This window comes from Streptomyces sp. P13-3-3 (assembly GCF_050571355.1).
GTDB classification, from domain to species: Bacteria; Actinomycetota; Actinomycetes; order Streptomycetales; family Streptomycetaceae; genus Streptomyces; species Streptomyces althioticus.
This window is the reverse complement of the sequence record NZ_CP192228.1, coordinates 5,270,908-5,294,504: the sequence shown is the minus strand read 5'-3', so window position 1 is coordinate 5,294,504 and position 23,597 is coordinate 5,270,908. Positions and strand designations below refer to the sequence as shown.

Genomic DNA, 23,597 nt, shown 5'->3' with positions numbered 1-23,597 from the left:
CTTCCGCTCAGCCCTTCACCGCGCCGGTGAGGCCGCCGACGATGCGCTTCTCGAAGACCGAGAAGAACACCAGGGCGGGCAGCATGGCGAGCGAGGTGAAGGCGAGCACCTTCGCGGTGTCCGTGGAGTACTGCGAGGAGAAGACCTGCACGCCCAGCGGCAGGGTGAAGTTGGCCTGCGAGTTGAGGACGTACAGGGGCAGCAGGTAGTTGTTCCAGCTGCCGACGAAGGCGAGGATGCCGACGGTCACCACGCCGGGCAGCGACAGCGGGATCACCATGCGGAAGAAGAACCCGAGCCGGCTCATCCCGTCGAGCGCGGCGGCCTCCTCGATCTCGTTCGGGATGGCCCGCAGGAACGGCACCAGGATGATGACGGTCGTCGGCAGGCCGAAGGCGATCTGCGGGACGATCACGCCGAGCAGGTTGTCGACGAGACCGAGGTCCTTGATCACCAGGTACAGCGGGGTGATCGCGATGACCATCGGGAACATCAGGCCCGCCGCGAACAGCGAGTACATGGCTCCCTTGAACCGGAAGTCGTAGCGGGCGATGACGAAGCTGACCATCAGCCCGAGCGCGACGATGCCGGCCGTGCTGGCGAGCGCGACGATCAGGGAGTTGGCGAACTCTCCCCAGAAGACCGACGACTTGAGGACGGCCATGTAGTTGACGCTGACCCAGGGGTCGGGCAGCGCGGCCGGGTCGGTGGTGATCTGGGCGTTGGTGCGGAAGCCCCCGAGCACGATGTACACCACCGGCGCGACGCAGACGCCGACGAGGAGCAGCGCGACGAAGTAGGTGACCGGTCCGCCGTCGCGCCCGGTGGGCTTCCGGGAGATGGTGGTCGCGCTCATCACACGGTCCCTTCCGTGACGGCGCCCTTGAGGTCGCGGCGCAGGACGAAGCGCTGGTAGATCAGCGCGACGACCAGCGAGATCACGAACATCACGACGGCGACGGCGCTGCCGTAGCCGTAGTTGCCCGCGTTGCGGCCCTGGGCGAGCATGTAGATCGCCATGGTGGAGGTCCCGGCGGTGCCCGAGACGTACTGGCCCCAGATGATGTAGACGAGGTCGAACAGCTGCAGCGAGCCGATGATCGACAGGAACGCCCAGATGCGGATCGTCGGTCCGAGCAGCGGCAGGGTGATCCGGCGCTGGATCTGCCAGTAGGAGGCGCCGTCGATCTGCGCGGCCTCGAAAATTTCGTCGGGGATCGACTGCAGGCCGGCCAGCATCAGGATCACCGCGAAGCCGAGGTACTTCCACGTGATGACGGCCATCAGCGTCCAGATGGCCAGATCCGGGTCGGATATCCAGTCGGCCTCCAGCGAGCCGAGCCCGATCCCGCGCAGCAGCCCGTTGACGGCGCCTTCGCTCTGCAGCATCAGGCTCCAGCCGGTGCCGACGATCACCTCGGAGATGATGTACGGCACGAAGACCAGGACGCGGATCGTGGAGCGGCCGCGTATCCGCCGGTTGAGCAGCAGGGCGAGACCGATGGCCAGCGGCCCCTGGACGGCCAGGGACATCACCAGGATCAGGCCGTTGTGCCACAGGACGTCGTGGAACGCGGGGTCGGTGAGGATCAGCCGGTAGTTGTTCAGGCCGACCCAGTCGGTGGGGTCCCCGTAGCCCTTCCACCGGTAGAACCCGTAGTAGGCGGCGAGCGCGACCGGGAAGATCACGAACGCGAGGAACACGATGACCGCCGGTGCGGACAGGACGGCGATCTCCAGTCGCGTCCTGCCCCGGCGGCGTGCGGTCGCGCGCCGCGGGGCGAGGGTGTCGCTCATGTCTGTCCGGTCAGCCCTTCTCCGCCGCGGCCTTGACGTCCTTGACGATGTCGGCCGCGGTGCCCTTGCCGGCCAGCAGGTTCACCACGGCGATGTTCATGGCGTTGCCGACGTTCTGGCCGTACATGGTGTCGAGGAACTGCATGGAGTAGGCGGCCTTGTTGAAGGCCTGCAGCGCCGAGATGTTGTACGGCTCCTTGACGACGTCCTGGGCCTCCTTGTTCACCGGGATGGTGTCGAACGCCTCTGCGTACGCCACCTGCTGCTCCTTGGTCACCGTGAACTGGAGGAAACCGAGGGCCGCTTCGGGCGCGTTCTTGGACAGGGAGTAGCCGCCGGCGCCGCCCATGATGGCGGTGGGGTCGCCCTTGCCGCCGGGGACGGCCGGGAAGGGGAACCAGCCGAGGTCGGGGAGCGGCTTCTTGTCCGGGGTCAGGTCGGCGATGACGCCCGGGTTCCAGTTGCCCATGAGCTCCATGCCGGCCTTGTGGTTGGCGATCAGGCCCGCCGACGACCCGGCGCCCTGCTGCGAGGAGGCCGTGAGGAAGCCCTTCTGGAAGGGGTCTTCGCCCAGCAGCTCCGCGAGGTCGTCGCCGGCCTTCGTCCAGCAGGGGTCGTCGAAGGTGAGCGACTTCGCCGACTCCTGCATGGTCTCCTGGCTGCACTCGCGCAGGGCGAAGTTGTAGTACCAGTGCGCGGCCGGCCAGGCGTCCTTGGCGCCGACCGCGATGGGCGCGACCTTGATCGCCTTCAGTTTGGCGACGGCGTCCTTCAGCTCGTCCAGGGTCGTCGGCGGAGCCGTGATGCCGGCCTTCTCGAAGAGGTCCTTGCTGTAGTAGATGCCCTCGGGCTGGGTGTCGAGCGGCATCGCGTAGACCTTGCCGTCGATGGAGGCGCCCTCGAGGGCCGCCTCGCCCACGTTGGCCCGGTCGGTGTCGGTGAGCTCCAGCTCCTTGATCTGGCCGGCGTCGACCATGGCCTGCATCTTGCCGCCGCCGCGCTGGAGGAAGATGTCCGGCGCCGAGCCCGAGTTGAGGGCGTTCTGCAGCTTGCCGTCGAGGTCCTCGTTCTGCACGGTCTGGATCTTGATCGTGACGTCGGGGTGCAGCTTGCGGTACTCCTTCGCGGCGTTCTGCCAGAACACCAGGCCGCGTCCCTCCATCGCGTTCGTCCAGACGGTCACCGTCGCCTCGCCGCCGACCGCGCCGTCGTCGTCACCGCCACCGGCGCATCCGGCGGCGGCGAGTGCGAGGCAGCACAGGCCGATCGCGGCAGCCGTCGCGCTGCGGGTCTTCCTCGTCATCGGGCGCTCCTGATCTGTCGACACAAGTGATCCACATGCTGATTAGTTTGCGCAAACTAACGAGTCATCCGCGAAGTTGGGCAAGGTCTACCGCCGAAAATGTCGGTGGAGCAACAGAAAGTTTTCGCAAGTTGCCCAATCGTTATCGACATAGCGACCGTCGTTCGGAGTGCCGAACGAGACGAGGAAGGGCCGGCGCGAAGGGCGCCCGGGAACGCGAAAGGCCGGTGCCGCGCGCGGGAACGCGCGGCACCGGCCTCACCGGCGGCCCGAAGGCCGCCGGACGACGGTCAGTCGTATACGGTCAGCGGGCGGAAGCCGTGTGGACGTACTCCACCAGCCGCGTCAGGGCGTCCGGGTCGGTGGACGGCATGACGCCGTGGCCGAGGTTGAAGACGTGGCCCTCCAGGCCGGCGGCCGAGTCCAGGACCTCCTGGGCCTTGCTCTCGACGGCCTCGCGCCCGGCGAACAGCACGGTCGGGTCCAGGTTGCCCTGGAGCGCCTTGCCGGGGCCGACGCGGCGGACGGCCTCGTCCAGCGGGACGCGCCAGTCGACGCCGACGACGTCCGCGCCGGCCTCGCCCATCAGCCCGAGCAGCTCACCGGTGCCGACGCCGAAGTGGATGCGCGGCACGTCGTAGCCGGCCACCGCGTCGAACACCTTCGCCGACGCGGGCAGCACCGAACGACGGTAGTCGGCGGGGGCGAGCGCGCCCGCCCAGGAGTCGAAGAGCTGCACGGCCGAGGCACCGGCCTCGATCTGCACCTTCAGGAACGCGGAGGTGATCTCCGCGAGCCGGTCCAGCAGGTCCGCCCACAGCTCCGGGTCGCCGTACATCATCGCCTTGGCGTTCTCGTACGTGCGGGACGGGCCGCCCTCGACGAGGTAGCTCGCGAGGGTGAAGGGGGCGCCCGCGAAACCGATGAGCGGGGTGGAACCCAGCTCCCGGGTCAGCATCCCGATCGCCTCGGTGACGTACGGGACGTCCTCGGGGGTCAGGTCGCGCAGCCGGTCGAGGTCGGCGCGGGTGCGCACCGGCTGCTCGACGACCGGGCCGACGCCCGGCTTGATGTCGAGGTCGATGCCGATGGCCTTGAGGGGCACGACGATGTCGCTGAAGTAGATGGCCGCGTCGACCTGGTGGCGGCGCACCGGCTGGAGCGTGATCTCGGTGACCAGGTCGGGGCGCATGCAGGAGTCGAGCATGCCGATGCCCTCGCGCACCTTCCGGTACTCCGGCAGGGAGCGCCCGGCCTGCCGCATGAACCACACCGGGGTGTGCGGCACCGGCTCACGCCGGCACGCCTTGAGGAAGGCACTGTCGTACGTCGAGGTCGGCTGGCTGCCCGTCGGGCTCACGTTGGCGCTCACACCGGCCAGTTTCGCATGTCGCCGGAACCGTCCCGGCCGCCGGGATGCCTGGTCACGGGGAGCGGGGGCGCGCGGCGGGGGACGGCGTGATCCGGACACCCCCGGACGGCACGGGTGTCCCTCCCTGCGCCGACGGCCCGTTCCGCTTAATCTTCCCCGCATGGCTGCGGCTCAGGGACGACTGTCGGACGGCGCTGGCGGAATGGACGAACCGAAGGAGGCAGGGGGCACCACCGGACCCGGGGAAACGCCCCCGCTGCCCTTCCGGGCCGCTGTCGACGCGCTGCGCGGCGCGCGGCTGCGGCCGCAGGTCGAGGTCGAGCCCACCCCCGCGCCCAAACGTCTCGCGCCGTACGCGTACGCGCTGGAGGCGGCGGTCGTGGACGGCGAGGAGGACCTCGCCGACGGCCGGCTGGTGCTCCTGCACGACCCGGCCGGGCACGACGCCTGGCGCGGCACGTTCCGGCTGGTGACCCTGGTCCGCGCGGAACTGGAGCCGGAGATGGCGGCGGACCCGCTGCTGCCGGACGTGTGCTGGTCCTGGCTGACGGGCGCGCTCACCGCGCGCGGGCTGGCGTTCGGCGAGCCGAGCGGGACGGTGACGCGGGCGAGCTCCCACTACTTCGGCGGGCTGTCCGAGCGGCCGGCCGCCTCGCAGATCGAGATCCGCGCCTCGTGGACGCCGCGGGAGGGGCTGGGCGGGGTGCCGGACACGGCGACCCATCTGGTCGCCTGGTGCGATCTGCTCGCGCAGGTGGCGGGCCTGCCGCCGACCGCGCCCGGGGACGCGTCGGTGGTGACGCTGCCGCAGCGCCGGGGGCCGCAGTCGCGCTGAGGGTCGCCAGGTGGTCGGGTTTCGGCCAGTCCGGGATGCCGCTCTTCGGGTGTCCCCCTCACCCCTCACGGATGCCTCGCGGGCCGTCTCTTTGTCGATACGGCCACATTCGGAAGCGTTTCGCCGCAGACCGAAACCGTTCGATCTTCGAATGATCGATCGTGCGTCCGAATTGCCCGGATTGTTACTCACCAGATCGTGATCATTTCCTAAAGGACATCAGGTTTGCTGCCGAAGACGACTGTGACCTTGAAAGCACGGTTCGTCCCGGCTTCACCCCCACGAGCCGGCCCCGTCCCGCACCCCAGGAGGCCTGGTGTCCGTTCTCCTCGAGCAGCCCTCAAGCCTGGTCGCCTACCGCCCGAACAAGCCGACCGCCATGGTGGTCGTGGCCGACCCCCGCGTCCGTTCCACCGTCACCCGCCATCTGTGGGCCCTCGGTGTGCGCGACGTGATCGAGGCCTCGTCCGTCGCGGAGGCTCGTCCCCGCATCGGCAACCCCCGCGACATCTGCGTCGCCGAAGTCCACCTGCCGGATGGTTCCGGCCTCACCCTCCTCTCCGAGACCCGCGCCGCGGGCTGGCCCAACGGCCTCGCCCTCTCGGCCGCCGACGACATCGGCGCCGTGCGCAACGCCCTCGCCGGCGGCGTGAAGGGCTACGTCGTCACCGGCACCCGCACCAACCTCGGGCTCCCCACCCGTCCCGGTGCGGCCCCCATCGGCGCGGCGGCCGCCCGCCTGCACCGCCGTCCCCCGGGTGCCCCGAGCCACCCGGGTGGCTACCGCGAGCTGTCCGGCCGTGAGGTCGAGGTGCTGCGGCTGGTGGCGGAGGGCCAGTCGAACAAGGCGATCGGCGTCTCCATGGGCCTGTCCGCCCTGACCGTGAAGAGCCACCTCGCCCGCATCGCCCGCAAGCTCGGCACGGGCGACCGCGCCGGGATGGTGGCGGTGGCCCTGCGCACCGGAATCATTCACTGACCCCTCCTACCGAGCCGTCCCCTGCCCGCGCCGCGCCCGCCGATGCTTCTCGCGTCGGCGGGCGCGGTGGGCTTGGTGGGGGTGGTTGGGGGTGGTGGGCGTGGTGCCACCTCGCAGCGCCGGGCGCGGGTCGTCCGTGGCTGATCGCGCAGTTCCCCGCGCCCCTTGCGGGGCCGGTCGCGCCGTTCCCTGCGTCCCTGAGGGGCGCCTGCGCGGGCGGCCTGTTTTCGCTGGTCGGCGGCGTCGCCGACCGGTGGGGCGGGCCGGGTACCGGGCCGTACGGATACTCTTGACAGGTGACCGACGCCCACGACACCGCAGCAGACAGTTCACTGCGCACCACCGGAGGCGCCCCTCCGGACGACGGCGGATCCTCTGCTGAACAGGCGCCGATCCCCCTGCTGGAGCCCCGCGACGGCATCCCGCCCGTGGTGGCCGACGAAGCCGCCCTCGCCGAGGTGGTCGCCGCCTTCGCCGCGGGCCGCGGACCCGTCGCCGTGGACGCCGAGCGCGCCTCCGGCTACCGCTACGGACAGCGCGCCTACCTCGTGCAGCTCCGGCGCGAGGGCGCGGGCACGGCGCTGATCGACCCGGTCGCATGCCCCGATCTGTCCGCCCTGGACGAGGCGCTGTCCGGTGTGGAGTGGGTGCTGCACGCCGCCACCCAGGACCTGCCCTGCCTGCGCGAGATAGGCATGGCGCCGACGCGGCTCTTCGACACCGAGCTGGCGGGCCGCCTGGCCGGGTTCCCCCGGGTCGGCCTCGGCGCGATGGTGGAGAACGTGCTCGGCTTCCTGCTGGAGAAGGGCCACTCCGCCGTCGACTGGTCCACGCGCCCGCTGCCCGAGCCGTGGCTGCGGTACGCCGCCCTCGACGTCGAGCTGCTGGTGGACCTGCGGGACGCGCTGGAGAAGGAGCTGGACCGGCAGGGCAAGCTGGACTGGGCGCGGCAGGAGTTCGACGCGATCGCCTCGGCGCCGCCGCCCGAGCCCCGCAAGGACCCCTGGCGCCGTACGTCGGGCATGCACAAGGTCCGCCGCCGCCGGCAGATGGCCGTCGTACGGGAGCTGTGGCAGACCCGGGACCGGATCGCCCGGCGCCGTGACGTCTCCCCCGGCAAGGTGCTGTCCGACGCGGCGATCGTCGAGGCCGCCCTCGCCATGCCGTCCAACCCGCACGCCCTGGCCGCGCTGAACGGCTTCGGCCAGCGGGTGGGCCGCCGCCAGCTCGAGCAGTGGCAGGCGGCCGTCGACCGGGCGAAGGCGCTGAGTGAGGACCGGCTGCCCCAGCCGGGCCAGCCGGTGACCGGTCCCCCGCCGCCGCGCGCCTGGGCCGACAAGGACCCGGCGGCCGCGGCGCGGCTGTCGGCCGCGCGGGCCGGCGTGACCGCCCTCGCCGAGCGGCTGAACATGCCCGCGGAGAACCTGATCACGCCGGACACCGTGCGCCGGGTCTGCTGGGAGCCGCCCGCCCCTGCCACCTCCGAGACGGTCGCCGCGGCCCTGACGTCCCACGGCGCCCGCGCCTGGCAGGTGGAACAGGTGACCCCGGTCCTGGTGTCGGCCCTGACGGGCTGACCCCGCCTCCGCGCCCGGCACGCGGTGCGAAGAGTCCCCTGCGGGGCGCGCCGGCCGGAGCGCGACCCAGGGCCACCGTGACGTTCCGCGCCGGGCGACCGGTGCCGTGCCACGCCGCCTCCCGGCCGCCCGTCCGTGCCCGCGCGCGCCGCGCGCGGGCCGGCCGCCCTCGCGGCGGGCGCCGTCGGCGGTGCGTCCCGCCCACGTCCCTCCCGGGCCGCCGGGCCACGCGTCCCACGCCCGGCGCGCATGCCGGGCGGGTGCTTCGCCGCCGTGCCACGATGCCGGTATGCGGGTCGTCGTGGTCGGGGCCGGGCAGGTCGGCGGGACCGTGGTCAAGTCGCTGGCCGAGGCGCACGACTGCACGGTGATCGATGTCGACCGGGCGCGGCTGGAGGCCGTGTCGCACGCGTACGACGTACGCATCGTGCACGGCAGCGGGACCCGGCGGGAGACGCTGCTCGACGGGGGTGTCGCCGACGCCGACCTCGTGATGGCGTGCACCTCGCGGGACGAGGTCAATCTCGTCACCGCCATGCTCGCGCGCCGGCTGTCGTCGGCGCGGACGGTCGTACGGGCCACCGGGACGGACTATCTGGGTGCCTGGCGGGCGGGTGACCTGGACGTGGACCTGCTGGTGTCGACGGCGTTCGAGACGGCGAGCGCGGTCGAGCGGGTGCTCCAGGTGCCGGGCGCCCGGCACGTGGACTTCTTCGCCCACGGCGAGGTGGTCGTCCTCGGCGTCGACGTACGGGGGCCTGCGGCCGCGCGGCTGGCCGGCCGGCCCCTGCGCGCCACGGGGCTGCCCGTCGCGTCCCGGGTGGTCGCCGTCGTGCGCGACGGGAGCTGGACCGTGCCGGACGCGGACGAGGCCGTACGGGAGGACGACTGGATCATCGCGATGGCGTCCCCCACGGCGGCCCGCGCCTGGAGCCGGGTGGTCACGGGCGCCGCTCCCGTCGACGACGTGGTGATCTACGGCGCGGGACGCATGGGCACGGCCGTGGCACGGGTGCTGCTCCGCCGCGGCGTCCGGGTGCGGATCGTCGAACCGGACGAGGATCTGGCGCACGCGGCGGCCGCCGCGCTGGAGCGGGCGCGGGTGTTCCATGCGCGGGGCCTGGACCCGGCGTTCCTGCGCCGTGAGCGCATCGGCACGGCGGGCGCCGCGGTGCTGGCCGCGAAGGACGACTCCCGCAACCTGCACGCGGCGGTGCTGACGAAGCTGCACGGGGTGCGGCTGACCCTGACGGTCCTCGACGACCCCGCCGCCGCCGAGGTCTTCGAGGCGGCCGGCACGGACGTGACGATCGACCCGGGTGACGAGACCGCAGAGAAGATGGCCCGCTTCACGTTCGGGGAGCGCACGCACCAGATGGCGATCCTGGGCGACGACCGCTTCGAGGTGCTGGACGTGACCGTGCGCCCCGGCAGCCGGTTCGCGCACCGCCCCGCCGGCGCGCTGCCCGGCGCCGCCGTGGGCGCGATCGTGCGGGACGGAACGGTGCTCTTCCCCGGCGCGGAGGACGAACTGCGGCCCGGGGACCGGGTCGTCGTCCTCACGGAGCCCGACCGCGTCCCCTCGATCGAGCACGACCTGTGAGGCCGCCGCGTCCACTGCCGTACCGCCGCCGGTGGCTGCCGCGCGGCCGTACCGACGTCGACGTGCGGACCGCGCTGGGTGTCGTCGGCACCCTCCTCGCCTGGTACGCGCTCGCGTTCGTGCCGCCGGCGGCGGTGGCAATCGCGGTCGGCGAGCCGCCGTGGCCGTTCCTCGTCACCGGGTCCGCCGTGGCGCTGACCGGGCTGGCGCTGAGACGGCTGACGGGCCCGCGCCCGCCGCTGGGCGTCCGGGAGGGCTTTCTCGTCGTCGTCGCCGTGTGGCTGCTCGCGCCCGCGTTCGGCGCGGTGCCGTTCCTGCTCGGCGACGTCCCGCAGCTGGACCGTCCGGCCGACGCCTGGTTCGAGGCGATGTCGGGGTTCACCGCGACGGGCGCGACCGTCGTGACGGATCTCGACGCGCTCGGCACGGACATGCTGTTCTGGCGTCAGTTCTCCCACTGGCTGGGCGGCGCGGGCATCATCGTGCTGGCGCTCGCGGTGCTGCCGCGGCTGCGCATCGGCGGCCGTGAACTGCTGCGGTCGGAGCTGCCGGGGCCGGTGGAGATCGAGACGCTCGGCGAGACCGTCCGGGGCACGGCCCGGCGGCTGTGGAAGGTGTACCTGGCGGTGACGGCGGCCGGCGTCCTGGCGCTGGCCGCACTGGGGTGGGCCGGTCTCGACCGCCGGATGGGCCTCTTCGACGCGTTCTCCTACGCGACGTCCGCCGTCTCCCTCGGCGGGTTCGCCCCGCACGACGACTCGGCGCGGGGTCTCGCGCCGGTGACGCAGTGGGTGCTGTGCGGACTGATGGCGGTGGCGGGGGTGAACCTGCTGCAGCTGTACCGGCTCGCCGCGCTGCGTCAGGTCCGGGCGGCCGCACGGGACGAGGAGCTGAGGACGTACGCCGTGCTCCTCGTCGTCGCCTCGGGCGTCGTGGCGGCGGAACTGTGGGCCGCCGGGGACGCGGGCGGGGCCGGCGCCCTGCGGCACGGGGCGTTCCAGGCGGTGTCGGTGATGACCACCACCGGTTTCGCCACCGTCGACTGGGCGGTCTGGGGCACGGTCGCCACGCTGACCCTGCTGGCGCTGATGTTCGTCGGGGCGTGCGCCGGGTCGGCGAGCGGTTCGGTCAAGGTCGTCCGCCATCTCGTCCTCCTCCGCTTCACCCGGCGCGAGCTGGAGCAGGCGGTGCACCCGGACGCGGTCCTGCCGGTGCGGGTGAGCGGCCGGGTGATCGGGGCGCGGGTGCTCCGCTCGGTGCTGCTGTTCGCGCTGCTCTATCTGCTCGTCCTGGCGGTGGGGACGTTCTGTCTGACGCTGGACGCGGGGGCGGGGACGGGGACTGCGACGGGAGCCGGGGCGGGCGGCGGCGGGGTGTTCACCGCGCTGGGGGCCGCCGCGGCCTGCCTCGGCAACGTCGGCCCGGCCTTCGGCGAGCTGGGCCCGTCCGGCTCGTACGCGCCGCTCGGCGCGGTGTCCAAGGTGGTCCTCGGCGCGCTGATGCTGCTCGGCCGGATCGAGATCGTGCCCCTGGCGGTGCTGCTCCGGCGCGGCTACTGGCGCGCGTGAGCCCGCCGGACCGGGCCGGACCCGGCCGACGCCCCGGGAAGTGAGCTGTTGCCAGGGTCACTTGGCCTGAATTCCGGCGCCCTGTCCGCATGCGTCGCCGGTGATCGGGAATACGCGGAACGGGGCACAGGTCCGCCTCTCGCTCCGCGGCGGGAGCATGGGTTAGCCTCGTCCCGGCTGCTCTTCCTGCGAAAACGCCCGCACCCCCACGTCGGAGAGTGTTTCCTGCGGAGCGGCCCGAACTCCGAACGGAAAATCTCTGACAGGAACAAGGGGCACCATTTCATGGAACCCACCCAGGTCCGCCCGGCCAACCCGCAGCATTCGGACACACTCCCCCACACGTCCGAAAACTACAGGACAGCGACGATCCGCACGCCCACGATACGTGTGGAGAAATACGGCAACTGGGAGATCGAGTACGAGTTCACACCCGCTGCGGGTGACCACGGCAACCTGCTCGTGGTGTTTTCCTCCGTGGGCTCGAAGTACGGATTCGGCGCCGCCCTTTCGGGCGTCCAGTGCAACGTGCTGAGAATCCGCGACCGGTTCGACGGGGGCCCGTCGTACTACGTGGCGCGGGCGATGGACTTCTCCGTTTCGGACGCGGTCGAGGAACTGATTACCCACTACCGGGAAAAGCTGGGCCTGGCGCGGGAGACGGTGGTTCTCGCCGGTTCCTCGAAGGGCGGCAGCGCCGCCATTTTCTACGCGCTGAAGTACGGCTACCGGCACATCGTCGCCTCCACGCCGCAGTACTTCATCGGCAGCTACTCGCAGGGGCACGGCGTGCTCGGCGAGTGGGTGCTCGGCGAGGGGCAGCCGCAGGAGAACGTGGACCGGCTGGACTCGGTGCTCCCCGAGATACTGGCGGAGACGACCGACCTGGACCGGAACATCTACCTGTTCTCCTCGACGAAGGACTACCAGTACGAGGAACACGTCGTCCATTTCCTCCCGGCCCTGCGGAAGTACTCCAACTTCAACTTCTTCATGGTGGAATCGCCCGCCCTGGTGAAGCACGCGGAGGTGACGCGGCAGGGTCTCTCGGTGATCCTCAGCGTCATCTACGCGCTGACCGAGGGGACCGTGCCGCGGTTCGGCGAGGTGCAGATCGGCTCCAACGAGGTGGACGGGGACGCCGCCGCCGAGCATCTGGCGGACCTGCGGGCACGGGACACCGCGGCGGGCGTGCTGACGGCCGCGCAGCTCACCCCCGAGCGGGCCACGCTGTCCGGGCACGCCTTCCTGCCCGGCGTCCCGGCCGGGCAGGACGAGGACGCCGGCGCGCGGGAGACCAAGCAGCTGGTGCTGGTCCGCGACGAGCAGGCGTGGGCGGCCGACGCGAAGACCGTGCCGGTGGACCAGCTGTACCTGAAGTACTTCGACACGCACTTCGTGTCCTACAAGGACGGCGGCTTCACCTGCGAGGCGCGGGAGCTGTTCGACGCGCTGCCCGACGGCGTGTACGACGTGTTCGCCCGGGTGACCAGCGAGAGCGAGGACATCGACCGCAGGGTGCCGCTGGTCGCCTACCGGCCGCTCGACCGGCGCGCCGCCTCCCGAGGGCGCGAGGTGGTCCTCCGGGGCGACGCGAAGAGCGTCCGGGTGATCAAGCGCGACCTCACGGCGGCCGGCCCCGGCGGCTCCGTGTTCGCGCTGAAGCGGTTCGCGATGGAGGGCCCGCGGCTGCGGGTGTACGGCGTCCTCTTCCTCCCGGGCCGCAACGCCGACCGCGCCACCCACTCGACGTACTACCTGACGCTGCGGGGCGCGGACAGCACGCACACCGTCGCGCTCAAGGCGGTGAAGCGGGAGGACAAGGTCCGCCCGCACATGGCGCCGGGCGACTTCGGCTCGTACGCCTTCGGGTACTTCACCTCGGTGGACAAGGAGGGCGTGGACCTCTCCGACGTGCCGCCGGGGACGTACACGGCGGAGATCGCGATGAGCACCGGTGGCGGGCTGTTCGCGCACCAGGCCGGTGAGCTGGAGGTGCGGGAGAACCGGGCCTCCTCCGTGGCCCGCCGGATCTCCGGCCGGAACGAGCGGGTCAGCACCCGGGCGCGGCTGCGCCGGGGCCTGCGACGGCGGCTCTGGCGGTCGTAGCACCGCCGTGGACCCCGCACGACCGGCCCCCGTCCGCGGGGGCCGGTCGTGTGATGTTCGCCGCTCCGGCCGACGGGGGTGTGCAGTGACGTTACCCGCAAGTAGCATGGGCCGTAAGCAAGCGCTCAGCATCCCGTACCTGGAGGAGAGCCATCGTGCCTCGTACCGTCAGGGACGTCGTCTTCGTCGACGGCGTCCGTACCCCGTTCGGCAAGGCGGGCCCGAAGGGCATCTACCACGAGACCCGTGCCGACGACCTCGTCGTCAAGGCGATCCGGGAGCTGCTGCGCCGCAACCCGGGTCTGGACCCGAAGAAGATCGACGAGGTCGCGATCGCCGCGACCACGCAGATCGGCGACCAGGGCCTGACCATCGGCCGCACGGCGGGCATCCTCGCGGGTCTGCCGCAGTCAGTGCCGGGCTACTCCATCGACCGCATGTGCGCCGGCGCGCTGACCGCCGTCACCACGGTGGCCGGCTCCGTCGCCTTCGGCGCGTACGACGTCGCCATCGCGGGCGGTGTCGAGCACATGGGCCGCCACCCGATGGGCGAGGGCGTGGACCCGAACCCGCGGTTCGTCTCCGAGAAGCTGGTCGACGAGTCCGCCCTGTTCATGGGCATGACCGCGGAGAACCTGCACGACCGCTACCCGAGCATCACCAAGCAGCGCGCCGACGAGTACGCGGTGCGCTCCCAGGAGAAGGCCGCCAAGGCGTACGCCGACGGCAAGATCCAGGCCGACCTGGTGCCGATCTCGGTGCGCCGCACCTCGCCCGAGGGCGGCGAGACCGGATGGGGTCTGGTCACCGCCGACGAGCCGATGCGCCCGGGCACCACGCTGGAGAACCTGGCCGGTCTCAAGACGCCGTTCCGCGTGCACGGCCGGGTCACCGCGGGCAACGCGGCCGGTCTGAACGACGGCGCCACCGCCTCGGTCATCGCCTCCGAGGACTTCGCCCGCGAGAACGACCTCCCGGTGAAGATGCGCCTGGTCTCCTACTCCTTCGCGGGTGTGGAGCCCGAGGTCATGGGCTACGGCCCGATCCCGGCGACGGAGAAGGCCCTCGCGCAGGCGGGCCTGTCCATCGACGACATCGGCCTGTTCGAGATCAACGAGGCCTTCGCCGTCCAGGTCCTCGCGTTCCTGGAGCACTACGGCATCGCCGACGACGACGCCCGCGTCAACCAGTACGGCGGCGCCATCGCGTTCGGCCACCCGCTGGCCTCCTCCGGCGTCCGCCTGATGACGCAGCTGGCCCGCCAGTTCGAGGAGCAGCCGCACGTCCGCTACGGCCTGACCACCATGTGCGTCGGCTTCGGCATGGGCGCGACGGTCATCTGGGAGAACCCGCACTTCGAGGGGGACAAGTGAGCACCACCGCTGAGCTTTTGAAGGGTGCGGCCGAGCTGTTCCCGGGCGAGGTCGTCACGCAGGCGCACGTGCGCCACTTCGACCTGCCGCTGGGTGCCGGGCGCTTCGCCCTGATCACCCTGGACAACGGCCACGACCACACCAAGCCGACCACCCTCGGCCCGCAGTCGCTGGCGAACATCGACGCCGCGATCGACCAGGTCGAGAAGGAGGCCGCGGACGGCGACATCGTCGGCGTCGGCGTCACCGGCAAGCCGTTCATCTTCGCGGTCGGCGCCGACCTCAAGGGCGTCGAGCTGCTGAAGCGCCACGAGGACGCGCTGGCCATCGGCAAGGGCGGCCACGACGTCTTCAAGCGCCTGTCGAAGCTGGCCGTGCCGACCTTCGCGTACTACAACGGCGCCTCCATGGGCGGCGGCGTCGAGGTCGGTCTGCACTGCACCTACCGCACGGTGTCCGCGGCCCTGCCCGCGTTCTCGCTGCCCGAGGTCTTCCTCGGCCTGGTGCCCGGCTGGGGCGGCTGCACCCTGCTGCCGAACCTGATCGGCGCGGAGAAGGCCGTCTCGGTGATCATCGAGAACAGCCTCAACCAGAACCGCCAGCTCAAGGGCAAGCAGGTCTACGAACTCGGCATCGCGGACGCGCTGTTCGAGGGCGCGGACTTCCTGGAGCAGTCGCTGATCTGGACCGCGTCCGTCCTCAAGGGCGAGATCACGGTCGAGCGTCCGGCGATCGACCGCGGCGAGGCCTGGGACCAGGCCGTCGCCAAGGGCCGCTTCATCGCCGACTCCAAGGTGCACGGCGCGGCCCCGGCCGCCTACCGCGCCCTGGACATCATCGCCGCCGCCAAGGACGGCGACCTGCAGAAGGGGTACGACGCCGAGGACCAGGCGCTCGCCGACCTGATCATGGGCGGCGAACTGCGCTCCGGCATCTACGCGTTCAACCTGGTGCAGAAGCGCGGCAAGCGTCCCGCGGGCGCCCCGGACAAGAACCTGGCGCGCCCGGTCACCAAGGTCGGCGTCGTCGGCGCCGGTCTGATGGCCTCCCAGCTCGCGCTGCTGTTCCTGCGCCGCCTCGAGGTGCCGGTCGTCCTCACGGACATCGACCAGGAGCGCATCGACAAGGGTGTGGGCTACGTCCACGCCGAGATCGACAAGCTGCTGGGCAAGGGCCGGATCAACCAGGACAAGGCCAACCGCCTGAAGGCCCTGGTCACCGGTGTGCTGGACAAGGCCGAGGGCTTCGCGGACGCGGACTTCATCATCGAGGCCGTGTTCGAGGAGATGGGCGTCAAGCAGCAGGTGTTCGCGGAGGTCGAGGCGGTCGCCCCGGCGCACGCGATCCTCGCCACCAACACCTCCTCGCTGTCGGTCTCGGAGATGGCGTCGAAGCTCCAGCACCCCGAGCGGGTCGTGGGCTTCCACTTCTTCAACCCGGTCGCGGTCCTCCCGCTGCTGGAGATCGTGCGCGGCGAGAAGACGGACGACGCGTCGCTGGCCACGGCGTTCGGTGTCGCCAAGAAGCTGAAGAAGACCGCGGTGCTGGTGAAGGACGCCCCGGCGTTCGTCGTCAACCGCATCCTGACCCGCTTCATGGGCGAGATCCAGAACGTCATCGACGAGGGCACGCCCGTCGAGGTCGCGGAGAAGGCGGTGGAGCCGCTCGGCCTGCCGATGTCCCCGCTGGTCCTCCTCGAGCTGGTCGGCCCCGCGATCGGCCTGCACGTCTCGGAGACGCTCAACCGGGCGTTCCCGGACCGCTTCACGGTCTCCCCGAACCTGAAGGCGGTCGTCGAGGCCGGCAAGCGCGGCTTCTACGTGTACGACTCGGGCAAGCCGGAGCTTGACCCGGAGGTCGCCGCGCTGCTGAAGCAGGGCGACACCGTCCTCACCGAGGAGCAGGTCCGCGACCGGGTGCTGGACGCGGTGGCCCAGGAGATCGGCCTGATGCTCGACGAGGGCGTCGTCGCCGAGGCCCAGGACATCGACCTGTGCCTGATCACCGGCGCCGGCTGGCCCTTCCACCTGGGCGGCATCACGCCGTACCTGGACCGCGAGGGTGTCTCGGAGCGGGTGAACGGGAAGCGGTTCCTGGAGCCGGGGGTGGCGTCGGTTCCGGCGTGACGCGGGTGTGACACGCGGAAGTGACGCGTGAAGGGGCCTCCGCCTTGGGCGGAGGCCCCTTTCGCATGCGTCTGTCAGTCGCCGGTGAAGGGACGGTGTTCGCACACGTCGCCGCACGCGTGGCGCGAGGCTCCGAAGGAGCGGATGGGGCTGTCCTCCGGGATGCCGACGACCGTGAACGTGGTGCGGGTCCGCGCGGACTCCGTCGCACCGAAGAGGGCGATCGCCTCGACGGTGTGGGTGCCGGCCCGCCAGGGGTGCCCGTGCTTGAACCCCCATTCGCCCTTCTCGTCGACACCGGTCGCGCCGATGAGGAGGCCGCGTTCCATCAGCACGATCTTCGTGGTGCCCGGCTGGGCCTTGCCGGAGAAGCGGGGCCGCGGTCCGCTGAAGGCCCCCTCGGACGGCACGGATATGACGGGCGGAAGCACGTCCGTCCGCACGGTGAACCGCCGTTCGAGCACAGGGGTGCACCCGTCTCCGCGCAGCCCGACGCACTGGACGACGTGCTCCCCCGCCGTCCAGCTGACGGAGCGGCGCCAGACCCACTGGCCGGCAGGGCCGACCTGGGCGCCTCCGAGGTACTGGCCCTGCTCGAAGAAGAGGACGTAGTCGGTCCCGGTCGCGGCGGTCCCGGAGAACTTCATCATCGGGCCGGCCAGTCCGTCCACCGCAGGCTTGGACAGGGAGGGCGGCTCACCGACCGGCTGCGGGTAGTGCAGCGCCGCTTCGGGCGACTGGATGGTGAACTCGGTGGACACGGGCGGCAGGACCGGCGGTGTCATGAGGGCGTTGACGTCCACGTCCGCCTGATCGAGGACTCCGAGGGCGCACAGTTCGGACACGACGACACGGGCCACCTGAGCGGCGCCCTCGTGATTGAGGTGCGAGGAGTCGATCTGTCCGTCCGGGTGGAGCGGGTGCTCCCCCGCGTCGACCCAGGCGAAGTACTGGCGCAGCCGGGTCGGACCGATCTGCGCCCACAGTTCCATGGTCCGGCCGGTCAGGTCGATCACCGGGGCGCCCAGCTCCGCGGCCACCTCGAGCATCGCCCGCGGGTACTCCCCCCGGGTGTTGACGACCTCGCCGGTGGGGGCGAAGGCGTAACGTGCGCACGGGGTGACCAGGACCGGTACACCTCCCTCGGCGTGGATGTACCGCGCGAACAGCCGGAGGAGCTCCTGGTATTCGGGTACAGGCACGTAGCGCATGCCGTTGCTGATCATGTGGTCCACGCCGCCGAAGCCGATGAGCACGATGTCGCCGCGCTTCATGCGGTTGAGCATCGCCGGGAAGCGCTCGGTGAAGTACTTCCGTGTGGTCATCGCGCTGCGGGCGTAGTTCGCGACGGTGACCGGACCCGACAGGAAGTCCTCGATCTTCTGTCCCCAGCCCGCCATCGGGGCCTCTTCGTCCGTCCGCGGGGCGGGTACGGAGTCCCCGAGGACAAAGATGGTGCGGTTCACTGATCTTCCATTCTTAGCGGTCGACCACGTTCATGGCCATGGCCCCCGAGGCCGAGCAGTAGGGCCGCACCCACACCGGGCGGACCGGCTGGGACACGGAGTACTCCGAGTCCTCGTCCCCGACCAGCGGCAGGGACGGGTAGGCGTAGGCGCCCTTGACGTCGGGGAAGTCCTCCAGCAGGTGGCAGACGCGCGTCTTGCGCCAGTCGTCCGGGTCCGGCTGCAGCCACCAGTCCCAGTCCTCCCAGCGCTCGAGCCGGTGGTCGACGACGCGCCGCAAGGGCACCTCGGCGCGGAAGGACCGCCGGCCGAGGACCTGTACAGGGACGGCGAAGTTCCTGCTGTGCTGCCCGCGGCGGCTGACGACGAACAAGGCTCCGGGGTCGACGGTCCGGCCGCCGCAGAGCACCCCCTGCACGGTGATGGCGCCCTCGCCGATCTCGATCGCGGTGCACTCGGCGTGCTCCTCGCGGAGCACCGTGCGCAGCATCAGGCGGCCGTTGGGCTGGGCGTAGGGGAGGTTCCAGGTGGTCCGCCCGGACGGCGGCCGGCCGACGACGTGTTCGCGCACGTCGATGAGCGCGCGGGTGTCCCGCAGGCCTGCCTTCATGTGCACAGGGGCCGACTTGGGCGACCGCATCGTCACCTGCCAGCGTCCGTCACCGAGTTCCTCGAGGGCCTCGGGGCCGAGCGTGGCCGTGTAGCGGGTGCCGCCGTTGTCCAGCTGCTCACGCGAGGTGGGCAGCGGCAGGTCGGGCCGGCGGGTGCCGTCCGAGGGCTTGTGGCGGAGCGCGAACTGCCGGCGCTGACGGCCCTCGGCGGGGCCGTCGGCCCGGAAGTGCAGCCGGCCCGCGCCGTCGGCGGTGACGTCGACCGTCGTCGAGCCGAGGCCGGCCGGGGGAACGGTGGCCGTCCCTGCCGCGGCCTTGCGGAGGCCGGCGGGTGCGCGGTAACCGCGGACGGTGGCGGCCCTCCGCCGTGCCGCGTCCTCGAACAGCTTCATGTAGCGGTCCGCCACGGCGGCCGGGTCGTAGCGGGCCGCGTTGCGCAACGCGGCCTCGCCCATGGCGCGTCGCAGCGGCTCGTCGGCCATGAGCCGGCGCAGCCCCCGGACGATGCCCTCCACCTCGCCGTTGGGCACGAGGAAGCCGTCCTCGCCGTCGCGCAGGATCTCCCGGGGGCCCACGGGGCAGTCGGTGGAGACCACGGGAAGCCCGCAGCGCATCGCTTCGACCAGGGTCATGCCGAAGGACTCGGCGCTGGAGGTGACGGCCGCGATGGATCCCTTGGCCCACTCGGACTCGATGGGCGAGAACCCGCCCATGAGCAGCGCCCGGCCGTTGAGGTCGAGTTCGGTCACCAGCGCACGCAGCTTGCCGGCCTCGCCGCCGTCGCCGTAGATGCGCAGCTGCCAGTCGGGGAATTCCCCGGCCAGCTCGGCGAAGGCACGGATCAGCAGGTCGTACCGCTTGATGCGGTGCATGCGGCCGGCGCTGACCACGATCTTGTGCGTGCAGTCGGAGGGCTGCACGACGGGTCGGGGCACGCTGTTGGGGATGCCCACCACGGGGACGCCCGGGATCGGCGTGTTCTCCTGGAACGAGCGCGCGTCCGCCTCGGTGACCGTCGTGATCGCGTCCAGGCGCGGGTAGACCCGGGCCATCTCGGCCCGCACGGCCGGCGGGATCGCCAGGTGCGTCATGTGTTCCTGTGCGACGCGCAGCGCACCGTCCCTCGTGTGGGCGGCGACGAAGAGGTTGAGGCTGGGCCGGGTGCCGACGACCACGTCGGCGTCCGTCCTGCGCAGGTCCCGGATGATCCGCTCGTCGGTGAAGCGGCTGTACTGGGCGTAGAACTCCTCCTGGCGCGGGACCACCTCGCTGGGTTCCTTGCTGCCCGCGGCGCCGCGGTCGGCCGACCCCGGACGCAGGTCGACCAGGGCCCGGACCGTGATGCGCGGACTGATCGCGAACTTGGGCGAGGCGGCCCGCCGGAAGACGGAGACGATCTCCACGTCGTGCCGGACGGCGAGCGCCTCGGCGAGGTTGATGACGGTCCGGTTGGTACCGCCGATGCCGTAGATGTTGTTGATGAGGAAGGAGATCTTCACCGGACCTCGCGTACCTTCCGCTCGAAGGGGCTGGGCACCGGGTAGTAGGCCTCGAGGAACGCACCGAGCATCGCCGTCTGGCGCTCGACATCGTTGCCGTCGGAGAGGGTGTCGTTGATGCAGAACGCCTGCCGGTCGCGGCGGGCCAGCAGGATGCCCATCCGCCGCTGGACCTCGGGCCTGGAGAGGTCCAGGTAGGCGAACTTGATGTCGGACGGGACGGCCCGGCCGGTGAAATAGGCGTAGTAGTGGTACAGGGACGACGGGATGGAGATGTCGGTGGGACTGCGGAACCGGCTGTGGGAGGTCTGCCGGTGCACCTCGCGGTACTCGTGCTCGATCTCCTCCAGCACGCTGCGCCGCAGGGCGTAGGGGGCGTGCCGCAGCTTCTGGACGATGACCGGGCCGAACCTCTCCCGCAGGAGCCTCCGATTGTTCTTCCCGGCCGCGTCGACCGGCCGGTCCGTGTGGCCGGGCCTGCGACGGGGGACCTGGGCCGGTGAGAAGAAGGTCCGGGTCATGCCGTTGGACAGGAAGAAGTCCTGGGGTGTGACGGGGCGTCCGAGGAACATGTCGTCGTTGAGGTAGAGGAAGTGCTCCGCCAGCCCCTTGATGTGGTGGAGCCGGCTCTCGATGGCGTGCGAGTTGAAGGTGGGCAGCGCCGACGGGTCCGGGAAGATCTCGGAGTGGTCGACGACGGTCAGCCGCGGGTGGGCGTCGTTGAGCCAGGCGGGGCGCTGGCGGTCCGTCACCAGGTAGACGTGGCGCACCCAGGGAGCGTTCTGTTCCAGGGCCCGCAGGGAGTAACGCAGTTCGTCCCGGCTGATGTAGCGGGCCGCGTTCGCCGCCTCGGTGTGGTAGCCGCCCTCGCCGTAGGCGCTGCGGCGCTGCTGCCAGGCGGGGTCGTTGCCGTCGACCCAGGTGTAGACGACGTCGACGGGGAACTGGACGTCCTCGGGCAGGGCGTCGGCGCACGCCGGAACGGTGCGTACCGAGCGAGTACGGCGGGTGTGCAGGGCGGCGAACCCGGTCAGCCGGCTGACCGGCACGGTGACGCGGGCCTCGTCGAGCGGCACGTCCTCGGTGACGCGGTTGCGGCGCGGCGCCACGAGCCGTCCGTCCTCGGGCCGCCAGAACTCGATGTCGCAGCTGTGCTCCAGGCCCAGCAGGAGGGTGCCGGTGGGGTCGCTCCACACCATGCCGGCCTGCAGGACGGAGGCGTGCCGCGCCAGTTGGCGGCCGTGACGCGAGTCCGCCGGCACCTCACGGCCCTGCGGGGTCTCGCCGCGGCAGGCCCGGACGTACACGGGGCTGTGCCCGGCGCACCGTTCCAGCGCCTCGCCGACCCGTTCACGGTCGGCCTCGGACACGGCTAGGCAGGAGCGGAAGTCGGAGGCACCGCGGACCGCGAAGTAGTCGATGCCCGCGGCCTCCAGTTCGGTCACGACCAGTTCGAGGTTGGCCTCGCGCAGGCCGAGGGGCGAGACGGTGGGCCGGACGAGGGCGATCCGGTCTCCCGGTCCGGCGAGTGCGGCGAGCCTCTCGCCCTCGCCGAAGAGGTGCGGCCAACGACGGCGGGCCCGGAGGCCGCGGACGAGCCGGGGCAGGAGGGAGAACACGTGCAGCCGGCGGAGCAGCTGCTTGAGCGCCATGCGCAGGCGCGGGGGGACCCGGCGTGCGATACGTCGTCTGAGCCGCGCGGGGACCAGGCTGCGGTAGGCCCCGACCGCGGCCGACGCCTCGGGGTTGCCTGTGCTCACGAAGGGGTGTCCGGATCTGTCGTGACCCCCGCGCCGTCGTGCTCGAAGGCACTGGGGACGGGGAAGTACGTGTGGAGGAAGCGCACGACGGCCTGGGTGCCGCCGCCGGCGACGGCCTGGTCGGTGCCGAGGCCGAAGAGGTGGAGCTGCTGGAGGTCACGGCGGACGAGCAGCCGCTCCAGGCGGATGCCGATGCCGGGCAGTGCCGCGTGCAACGCCGTCCAGGCCTCCCCCGACGGGTCGGCGGAGCCGGCGACGAACCCGACGTGGTGGGCCACGCCGTCCATCGGGTGGGTCCCCGGCGCGGTGGGCAGCATCTGGTCGTCCTCGGCGGACAGGGGGCCCGCTCCCGTCTCGGCGAGCCTGGTGAGGACGTCCGTCCGGTAGGGCTGCGGCCCCGGGGCGTAACCGTGTCCGGTGAGGCGGCCGGTGGCGGAGTAACCTGCGCGGACCCACTCGGCGAAGGACTCCGAGGCGTTCCACGCTCCGCGCCTCGGACGGGTCCCGCCGCTGGGCGTGAAGTAGTCGAACGGACGCACCGGACGCCCGAACAGGGCTCCGGGGCGCAGCAGGAGGAAGTGGTCGGCCAGGTCGGGGAGCTGGTCCAGCTGCCACTCGGCGCCGGGCCGGGCGCGGACGACGCTGAGCCGTTCGTTCCCCCGCAGCCAGGCCGGGGGCTCGGCCTGCGCCACGATGTGCACGACGTCGACCCACGGCGCGTACTGGTGCAGGGACCGGAGGGACGCGCGCAGCAGTTCCTCGCCCCACGGTGTGGCGTGCTGCCACAGGAGCACCGCGTCGACGGGGAAGGTGATCTCGTCGAGCCGTGGGACGTCGAAGTTCTCCAGGGTGACCGTCGGCTCGAGGTCGCCGTCGTTGTCGCAGTAGCCGCACAGCCGGTCGAGGCCGATCTCGACCCCGCGCGCCTCGGCGGGCACGGCACGCTGGACCCGGTTGGGGCGCGGCCCGATGAGCCGTTCCTGGGGCAGGTCGGTGTTCGTCGCCCAGAACTCGATCTCGACGCCCTGGTCCTCCCCGAGCCACAGGTTCTCCGTGGGGTCCGTGCGCAGCCACGTCAGGCGGATCACCCGGGCCCTGCCGAAGTTCTTCCACGCCTTCATGTGGCTGGCCGGTGTCGCGCGGGTGTCGCTCGCTGCCGGGGAGACGGAGACGACGTAGCCGGTGTGCTCCTCCATGAGTGCGCGCAACACCCGGCGCACAGTCCCCTTGTCCTTCTGCATCACGGCGATGCAGAGACGGCGGTCGTCCAGGCCGGGTACGGCGAACCAGGGCACCTCGGCCGCGTCGAGGGCCTGGGTGACCAGGTCGTGGTCGAGCCGGCGGGCGAGGTCGACGGTGAGGCCGGTGTGCACGTGGGCGACCCGGCCGTCGGCGGCCTTCGTCCTGCGCTCGGACTGTCCGAGCCCTGCCCGGCGCACACGCCGCAGGGCCTTGCGGTGCAGACGGGCCTCTCGGCGGCTCAGGGTGCGCGCGAGTCCGCCCTTGACCTTGCGCCGCACCCCGGCGGGGACCGTGGTGGCCGCGACCGAGCGCACCGGCTGGGGGACGAACCTGCGGTAGACGTGGGCCGCGGAGCTCAACGACGTCGGTTGCGACAC

The 23,597-nt window shown here is 71.7% G+C and carries 16 protein-coding genes; 8 read left to right on the top strand and 8 right to left on the bottom strand.

Annotation, left to right across the window (positions count from 1 at the left end):
* Positions 1–7: 7 nt before the first annotated feature.
* The 4 genes from ACQZOG_RS23835 to hemE all read right to left on the bottom strand — a co-directional run bounded on the left by ACQZOG_RS23835 (position 8) and on the right by hemE (position 4,472).
* Positions 8–856 (bottom strand): carbohydrate ABC transporter permease, encoded by an 849-nt coding sequence (locus ACQZOG_RS23835; RefSeq protein ID WP_058917171.1) that lies wholly within the window; start codon positions 854–856, stop codon positions 8–10.
* Positions 856–1,797, bottom strand: a complete 942-nt coding sequence (locus ACQZOG_RS23830; RefSeq protein ID WP_033274033.1) for a carbohydrate ABC transporter permease — start codon at positions 1,795–1,797, stop codon at positions 856–858. Before ACQZOG_RS23830 ends, ACQZOG_RS23835 begins: the two co-directional genes overlap by 1 nt.
* A 10-nt stretch (positions 1,798–1,807) precedes the next feature.
* Positions 1,808–3,100 (bottom strand): ABC transporter substrate-binding protein, encoded by a 1,293-nt coding sequence (locus ACQZOG_RS23825; protein ID WP_033274034.1) that lies wholly within the window; start codon positions 3,098–3,100, stop codon positions 1,808–1,810.
* Positions 3,101–3,404: 304 nt separating this feature from the next.
* A complete protein-coding gene (gene hemE, locus ACQZOG_RS23820) occupies positions 3,405–4,472 on the bottom strand; it encodes a uroporphyrinogen decarboxylase (RefSeq protein WP_033274035.1) in 1,068 nt (355 codons plus the stop codon).
* A 160-nt stretch (positions 4,473–4,632) separates the two neighbouring features.
* Here hemE and ACQZOG_RS23815 point away from each other — a divergent pair, with 160 nt between their 5' ends.
* From ACQZOG_RS23815 to ACQZOG_RS23780, 8 genes are all read left to right on the top strand, one after another.
* Complete coding sequence (locus ACQZOG_RS23815) at positions 4,633–5,307, top strand: DUF3000 domain-containing protein (RefSeq protein WP_084206961.1); 675 nt, start codon at positions 4,633–4,635, stop codon at positions 5,305–5,307.
* 316 nt (positions 5,308–5,623) lie between these two features.
* Entirely contained in the window at positions 5,624–6,286 is a 663-nt protein-coding gene (locus ACQZOG_RS23810; protein ID WP_006130493.1) for a helix-turn-helix transcriptional regulator, read from the top strand.
* 296 nt (positions 6,287–6,582) lie between these two features.
* The gene (locus tag ACQZOG_RS23805; protein ID WP_037642249.1) at positions 6,583–7,863 is read left to right on the top strand and encodes an HRDC domain-containing protein; all 1,281 of its coding nucleotides are present in this window, start codon (positions 6,583–6,585) and stop codon (positions 7,861–7,863) included.
* A 289-nt stretch (positions 7,864–8,152) separates the two neighbouring features.
* Positions 8,153–9,466: a Trk system potassium transporter TrkA gene (gene trkA, locus ACQZOG_RS23800; RefSeq protein ID WP_430741778.1), complete on the top strand. Its 1,314-nt coding sequence runs from the start codon at positions 8,153–8,155 to the stop codon at positions 9,464–9,466.
* Between the two features lie 62 nt (positions 9,467–9,528).
* Positions 9,529–11,034 (top strand): TrkH family potassium uptake protein, encoded by a 1,506-nt coding sequence (locus ACQZOG_RS23795; RefSeq protein ID WP_245657396.1) that lies wholly within the window; start codon positions 9,529–9,531, stop codon positions 11,032–11,034.
* A gap of 390 nt (positions 11,035–11,424) precedes the next feature.
* Entirely contained in the window at positions 11,425–13,143 is a 1,719-nt protein-coding gene (locus tag ACQZOG_RS23790) for a hypothetical protein (protein ID WP_261675794.1), read from the top strand.
* Positions 13,144–13,298: 155 nt separating this feature from the next.
* A complete protein-coding gene (locus tag ACQZOG_RS23785) occupies positions 13,299–14,516 on the top strand; it encodes a thiolase family protein (RefSeq protein ID WP_033274040.1) in 1,218 nt (405 codons plus the stop codon).
* Positions 14,513–16,642 (top strand): 3-hydroxyacyl-CoA dehydrogenase NAD-binding domain-containing protein, encoded by a 2,130-nt coding sequence (locus ACQZOG_RS23780; RefSeq protein WP_033274041.1) that lies wholly within the window; start codon positions 14,513–14,515, stop codon positions 16,640–16,642. Before ACQZOG_RS23785 ends, ACQZOG_RS23780 begins: the two co-directional genes overlap by 4 nt.
* A 74-nt stretch (positions 16,643–16,716) precedes the next feature.
* Here ACQZOG_RS23780 and ACQZOG_RS23775 read toward each other — a convergent pair whose 3' ends face one another.
* The 4 genes from ACQZOG_RS23775 to ACQZOG_RS23760 are packed head-to-tail and all read right to left on the bottom strand — an operon-like array spanning position 16,717 to position 23,597.
* On the bottom strand, positions 16,717–18,108 hold the full coding sequence (locus tag ACQZOG_RS23775) for a GDSL-type esterase/lipase family protein (RefSeq protein ID WP_037642243.1): 1,392 nt from the start codon (positions 18,106–18,108) through the stop codon (positions 16,717–16,719).
* A 13-nt stretch (positions 18,109–18,121) separates the two neighbouring features.
* A complete protein-coding gene (locus ACQZOG_RS23770) occupies positions 18,122–20,218 on the bottom strand; it encodes a glycosyltransferase family 4 protein (protein ID WP_430741777.1) in 2,097 nt (698 codons plus the stop codon).
* On the bottom strand, positions 20,215–21,978 hold the full coding sequence (locus tag ACQZOG_RS23765) for a stealth family protein (protein WP_193467753.1): 1,764 nt from the start codon (positions 21,976–21,978) through the stop codon (positions 20,215–20,217). Before ACQZOG_RS23765 ends, ACQZOG_RS23770 begins: the two co-directional genes overlap by 4 nt.
* Positions 21,975–23,597, bottom strand: coding sequence for a sugar phosphotransferase (locus ACQZOG_RS23760; RefSeq protein ID WP_058917167.1), 1,623 nt, complete (start codon positions 23,595–23,597; stop codon positions 21,975–21,977). Before ACQZOG_RS23760 ends, ACQZOG_RS23765 begins: the two co-directional genes overlap by 4 nt.

Excerpts from the sequence above, each read along its gene's own strand:
- trkA (WP_430741778.1), top strand. The coding sequence starts at position 8,153 with ATGCGGGTCGTCGTGGTCGGGGCCGGGCAGGTCGGCGGGACCGTGGTC.
- ACQZOG_RS23830 (WP_033274033.1), bottom strand. The coding sequence starts at position 1,797 with ATGAGCGACACCCTCGCCCCGCGGCGCGCGACCGCACGCCGCCGGGGC.
- ACQZOG_RS23815 (WP_084206961.1), top strand. The coding sequence starts at position 4,633 with ATGGCTGCGGCTCAGGGACGACTGTCGGACGGCGCTGGCGGAATGGAC.
- ACQZOG_RS23825 (WP_033274034.1), bottom strand. The coding sequence starts at position 3,100 with ATGACGAGGAAGACCCGCAGCGCGACGGCTGCCGCGATCGGCCTGTGC.
- ACQZOG_RS23835 (WP_058917171.1), bottom strand. The coding sequence starts at position 856 with ATGAGCGCGACCACCATCTCCCGGAAGCCCACCGGGCGCGACGGCGGA.